Source organism: Flavobacterium sasangense DSM 21067 (assembly GCF_000686885.1).
Lineage (GTDB): Bacteria > Bacteroidota > Bacteroidia > Flavobacteriales > Flavobacteriaceae > Flavobacterium > Flavobacterium sasangense.
Window position 1 is genome coordinate 1 of sequence record NZ_JMLU01000050.1, and the last position, 5,216, is coordinate 5,216.

Annotated in this window: 5 protein-coding genes and 1 pseudogene; 5 read left to right on the forward strand and 1 reads right to left on the reverse strand. The window is 29.1% G+C overall.

What is annotated here, in order from left to right; all coding sequences use genetic code 11:
• The first annotated feature begins 292 nt into the window (after positions 1-292).
• The 5 genes from BP92_RS0113465 to BP92_RS0113485 all read left to right on the forward strand — a co-directional run bounded on the left by BP92_RS0113465 (position 293) and on the right by BP92_RS0113485 (position 4,676).
• Positions 293-1,648, forward strand: coding sequence for an MBL fold metallo-hydrolase RNA specificity domain-containing protein (locus tag BP92_RS0113465; protein ID WP_026726510.1), 1,356 nt, complete (start codon positions 293-295; stop codon positions 1,646-1,648).
• Between the two features lie 25 nt (positions 1,649-1,673).
• Positions 1,674-2,420: an LOG family protein gene (locus BP92_RS0113470; protein WP_026726511.1), complete on the forward strand. Its 747-nt coding sequence runs from the start codon at positions 1,674-1,676 to the stop codon at positions 2,418-2,420.
• The gene (locus tag BP92_RS0113475; protein WP_026726512.1) at positions 2,417-2,851 is read left to right on the forward strand and encodes a DUF2141 domain-containing protein; all 435 of its coding nucleotides are present in this window, start codon (positions 2,417-2,419) and stop codon (positions 2,849-2,851) included. Before BP92_RS0113470 ends, BP92_RS0113475 begins: the two co-directional genes overlap by 4 nt.
• A 66-nt stretch (positions 2,852-2,917) precedes the next feature.
• Positions 2,918-3,823 (forward strand): hypothetical protein, encoded by a 906-nt coding sequence (locus BP92_RS0113480; protein ID WP_026726513.1) that lies wholly within the window; start codon positions 2,918-2,920, stop codon positions 3,821-3,823.
• Between the two features lie 10 nt (positions 3,824-3,833).
• Positions 3,834-4,676, forward strand: a complete 843-nt coding sequence (locus BP92_RS0113485) for a restriction endonuclease (protein WP_026726514.1) — start codon at positions 3,834-3,836, stop codon at positions 4,674-4,676.
• Between the two features lie 330 nt (positions 4,677-5,006).
• Here BP92_RS0113485 and BP92_RS0113495 read toward each other — a convergent pair.
• Positions 5,007-5,216, reverse strand: a pseudogene (locus tag BP92_RS0113495) (transposase); the annotation flags it as partial.

Consider the following 5,216-nt stretch of genomic DNA (forward strand, 5'->3'; position numbering starts at 1 on the left):
CTATCATGAATCATTAAACAACTTAACTCCTGCAGACGTGTATTTTGGAAGAGGTGAATTAATTTTAAAAGAACGTGAACGATTAAAGAAAATGGCTATTATAAACCGAAGAAATGAGTACCAAAAATCAAAATTAACAACTAATCAAAAAAATCTTTTATCTTTGAATTATTAACTAAATACTCTCTTAGCAAAAGTCCAATTTAGTTTGAAGACGTACAATTTGTATAAGGAAATATAACATAGATAATTTTTAAAATAATTTGCTAAATGCAGTAAAAAATAAAACATTATGAAAATTAAATTCATTGGAGGTGCAGGAACTGTAACGGGTTCAAAAACACTAATCGAAAGTAATGGAGTAACAATTCTTATAGATTGCGGTCTTTTTCAAGGCATAAAACCCTTACGTGAACTCAACTGGGAACCATTACCAGTTTTACCATCAACAATTGATTTTGTTCTACTTACACACGGTCATTTAGACCATTGCGGTTGGTTGCCTAGATTAGTTGATCAGGGTTTTAAAGGTAAAATTTACTGTACGAGTCCAACCAAAGATATCGCAAAACTTATTTTATTGGATAGTGCAAAAATTCAGGAAGAAGAAGCTAACAAAGCTAATGAAGGACATTATTCAAAACATCAAATTGCAAAACCACTTTATACAGTAGAACAAGCCAAACAAGTTTTTCCTCTTTTTAGAGTAGTAAAAGTGAATGAAGTTGTCAATCTTGATGCTGAAATTGAGGCATTTTTTACAAATGCAGGACATATCATTGGAGCTTGCACAATAGATTTAATGATTGAAAATAAAAAATTAGTTTTTTCTGGAGATATTGGTCGTGATGACGATGTACTTATGTATGCCCCAACAAAACCGAAAAATGCCGATTATATTTTTCTTGAAAGCACTTATGGTAATAGAATTCATCCAGATACAGACACAAAATATGAGTTAGAAACTTACATTAACAATACAGTCAACAAAGGCGGCACAATCATTATTCCAAGTTTTGCTGTCGAACGAGCTCAAACGGTAATGTATTTGCTTTGGCAACTTAAAAGTGAAGGAAAAATTCCAAATATTCCTTACATCATTGATACACCAATGGGAATAAGAATATTAGACGTTTTTGAAAATAACACAAAATGGCACAAACTTTCACCAAACGAATGTGTTGAAATGTGTAATATGTTTACCATGATTACCGAATATAAAGACACAATTGAAGCTATTTATGATAAACAACCTAAAGTAGTTATTGCTGCTAGTGGAATGGTTACAGGTGGTCGAGTATTAAGCTATTTAGAAAAATATATAGGTTTGCCTGAAACAACTGTTATTATCGTTGGATATCAAGCTGAAGGAACTCGTGGGCGAAAACTATTAGAAGGTGCAAAAGACATTAAAATTCATGGAAAATATTACGAAGTAAAAGCAAAAATTCTTGAAATTGAGGGACTATCAGCTCATGGCGACCAAGAAGATTTAATCAATTGGCTATCAAATTTAGAAAATAAACCTAAAAAAGTTTTCTTGGTTCATGGAGAAAATATTCCAGCTGATGAACTTCGAATAAAAATAAACGAAAAATATGGTTTTGATTGCGTTGTTTCTTTAATGGGACAAGAGATTGATTTATAATCTCTGACAACTAAAATAATGTAACATGAAAAAACATAAAAATAAATTAATTACAAATGAGTCTTTATTTATTCGAGGGCCATTATCTCGATTTAAAGAACTAATATTCACTTTTAAAGTTCAAATTAATTTTATAAAAGCTTTTAGAAAACTACATTTTATTGGTCCTTGTGTAACTGTTTTTGGATCTGCAAGATTTACACCTGATTCAGAACATTACCAAAATGCAGAAAAAATTGGTGCAGAAATTTCTAAACTAGGGTTTACTGTTTTGACTGGTGGTGGTCCAGGAATAATGGAAGCGGCAAATAAAGGAGCATTTGAAAATGGCGGATATTCTGTAGGTTGCAATATTGTATTGCCTCGAGAACAAAAACCTAACCCATACTTACATAAATGGATAGATATTCCATATTTTTTTGTTCGTAAAGTTGTTTTAATAAAATATTCATACGCTTTTATTGTAATGCCGGGTGGTGTTGGAACTTTAGATGAATTATTTGAAGTACTTACATTAATACAAACCAAAGTAATTAAAAACTTTCCAATAATTATTTTTGATTCGGAATATCATAAAGAACTTTGTCATCATATTAAAATTATGGTCGAAAATGAAAGCATTAGTCCAGAAGATATGAAACTACTTTATGTTACGAATTCAATACCTGATTTAGTAACACACTTGGAAACTCACGCAATTGAAAAATTTGGATTAATCAAACAACAAATTAAACCAAAATGGTGGTTTTTTGAAAATACATCTAAAAAATGAAAAAACTAATAACAACATTATTTTTAGTTCTTTTATCCAACTATTCTCAAGGTCAAGAGTCCTATTCCTTAACAGTTAATGTTTTTGATTTAAGAAACTCTAATGGAAACATTCTTTTTTTATTATACAATAAAGATGGAACAATACCTGATGAGAAAATTAAAAACTATTATAAAAAAGAAGTTGGTACAATTTCTATGAATTCATCAACTATAACATTTAATAATATTCCTAAAGGAAACTATGCAGTATTTATACTTCATGACGAAAATAAAAATGGCAAAATTGACAAAAAATTCATTCTACCTATAGAAGGAATAGGTTTTTCAAATTATCAAAATATCAACTTAACAAATAGACCTAATTTTTCTAAAGCTAGTTTTAAAATAGATAAAAACCTTTCAAAAGATATTAAAATAATTTATAAATAATTAGTAACATTTAAAAATTTATCGAGTTGTTTAAAATTGATTTTGAAACATATAAATATATCATTTATGAAAAGAATTAATTTAATATACTTATTTACTGTTTTGTATACAAATAGTATTGTTGCACAAACCTTATCAGATTCAATTGTAACTCTTAATTTAGATAAAATTGCACAAGTAAATCAAGAAGAAAGTTATGTTACTTTTCCTTTTGATGTTGGAAATTTAGAACCTTTAATGTTTGAGGCAAATGTTAGCCCTAATTTTAAGATTAGAGAACGTAAAGATTCTAGATTAATGGCAGTGCTTACTTCTCAAATTATTATACGAATGTATGACGAATACTCTTATCCAGTAAGAACACCTAGTTACATACCTCAAATTGCGTTCTATTTTTTAACAGGACATAAAGATGCAGCCAATAAATTAACTTTATTTGGTAAAATTGCTCATCATTCTAATGGTCAAGATGGTAATTTTTATACAGATGATGGAAAAGTCAATTTACAATCAGGAAATTTTGCAACAAACTATTTAGAATTAGGGTTTTTACAATCATCATATAGTCAAAACTTGAAAGCTTTCAAATTTATAAAAAGTTCTGTTGAAATTCACCCAAAGAGTTGGATGTTAGAGGAACTTCATGGTCAATATAGCGGATTGCGATGGCACAATACTTTTTTAGCTTATAAACTTCCTATGAAAACAAACCTTGTAAAAAGTAGTGAACAAAGAGCAAACTTTTCTGTAAAAGCAGAAACAACTTTGATGCTAGATAATATTAACAATTGGGATACTTTTAATTCAAAAAGAATTAATGCCAGTTTAATTGTTTATTATCATCCCAAATTTTTAGAAGACATTGGATTTTTTGTTCAATTCTATCAAGGTATGGATTATTATAATATTTATTTCCAACATCAAATCAGCTCAATTAGATTTGGTATTATGACCGAAACTTTACGTTTTTAAAACAATATTTATGAAAGAAAAACCAATATTTATAAAGAAGAGTAATAAAGAAGTTGAACCTTTTTTAACTCATAAACTAGAACAATCACTTCAACATAGTGGTGCAACTAAAGAAGAAATTGAAAACATTATATCTAAAATAGAACCAGATATTTATGACGGAATTTCTACAAATGAAATATATAAAAAAGCGTATGCTTATTTAAAAAAATCAAACAGAACATCTGCTTCTCGATATAGTCTAAAACGTGCCATTTTTGATTTAGGTCCTACAGGTTATCCTTTTGAAAGATTAGTTGCAGCATTATTGAGAGAAAAAGGATTTAAAACCTCTGTCAGTGTAATTTTAAATGGCGAATGCGTTACCCACGAAATAGATGTTTTAGCTGAAAAAGAAGGAAGCGTTTATGCAATTGAATGCAAATTTCATTCTGACGCTAATGCAGTTAGTAATGTAAAAATTCCTTTATACATTAATTCAAGATTTTTAGACATCCAAAAACAGTGGAATACTAATTCTAAAAACACTACACATCTCAAACAAGGCTGGTTGGTTACTAATACCAGGTTTACTATTGATGCAATAAATTATGCGAAATGCGTTGGTTTAACTTTACTTAGTTGGGATTATCCGTTAAATAACGGAATTAAAGACAATATTGATTCATTTGATCTTTATCCAATTACTACTTTAATAAATCTTTCAAAAGACGAAAAAACAACTCTTATTTCTAAAGATATAATTTTAGTTAAAGAACTTTATGAAAATAAAATTGTATTAGAAAAAATGCAGATTACATCTGATAGAATAGTAAAAATTCTGAATGAAGTAAAGGAACTTTATAAAATATAAATATTTATTCGATTAGGAACTCATCAAATTATTAAAACTATATCTTTAAATATTTTAAGACTTTGAATCAAAAAATAATAAATCTACAAACAGACCTAAATGAACAACTTAATTTCATTGATCTTGAAATAGACAATGAAATTAAGCGTTGTGAAAAGGCTATTGAGATAACTTTAAAAGCTAAAGAGAATTTAAAAAATGTAGTTATTAAAAGTCAATTCAAAAGTCCCCGCTCCCGCGCGAATCCCCCGCTCCCGCGCGAATCCCTTCCCCGCTCCCGCGCGAATCCCTTCGCGTGGTTCTACCCCGCGCGAATCACTTCGCGTGGTTCTACAATTTAAAATATTGAAAAACACAAACATTGTCTAGTAATCCTTTTTCTCCGGCATAGTCAGGAGCACTGCTATATTTGTAGTCTTCGGGTCTAAAAACTATTCCTTTTTCAACTGGATTATTGTGAATATAATCTATTTTTTGTTGAATAACCTCATTACTCCATAACTCAATTGGTTTATTGTCATGTCTCCAAAATTGAAAATT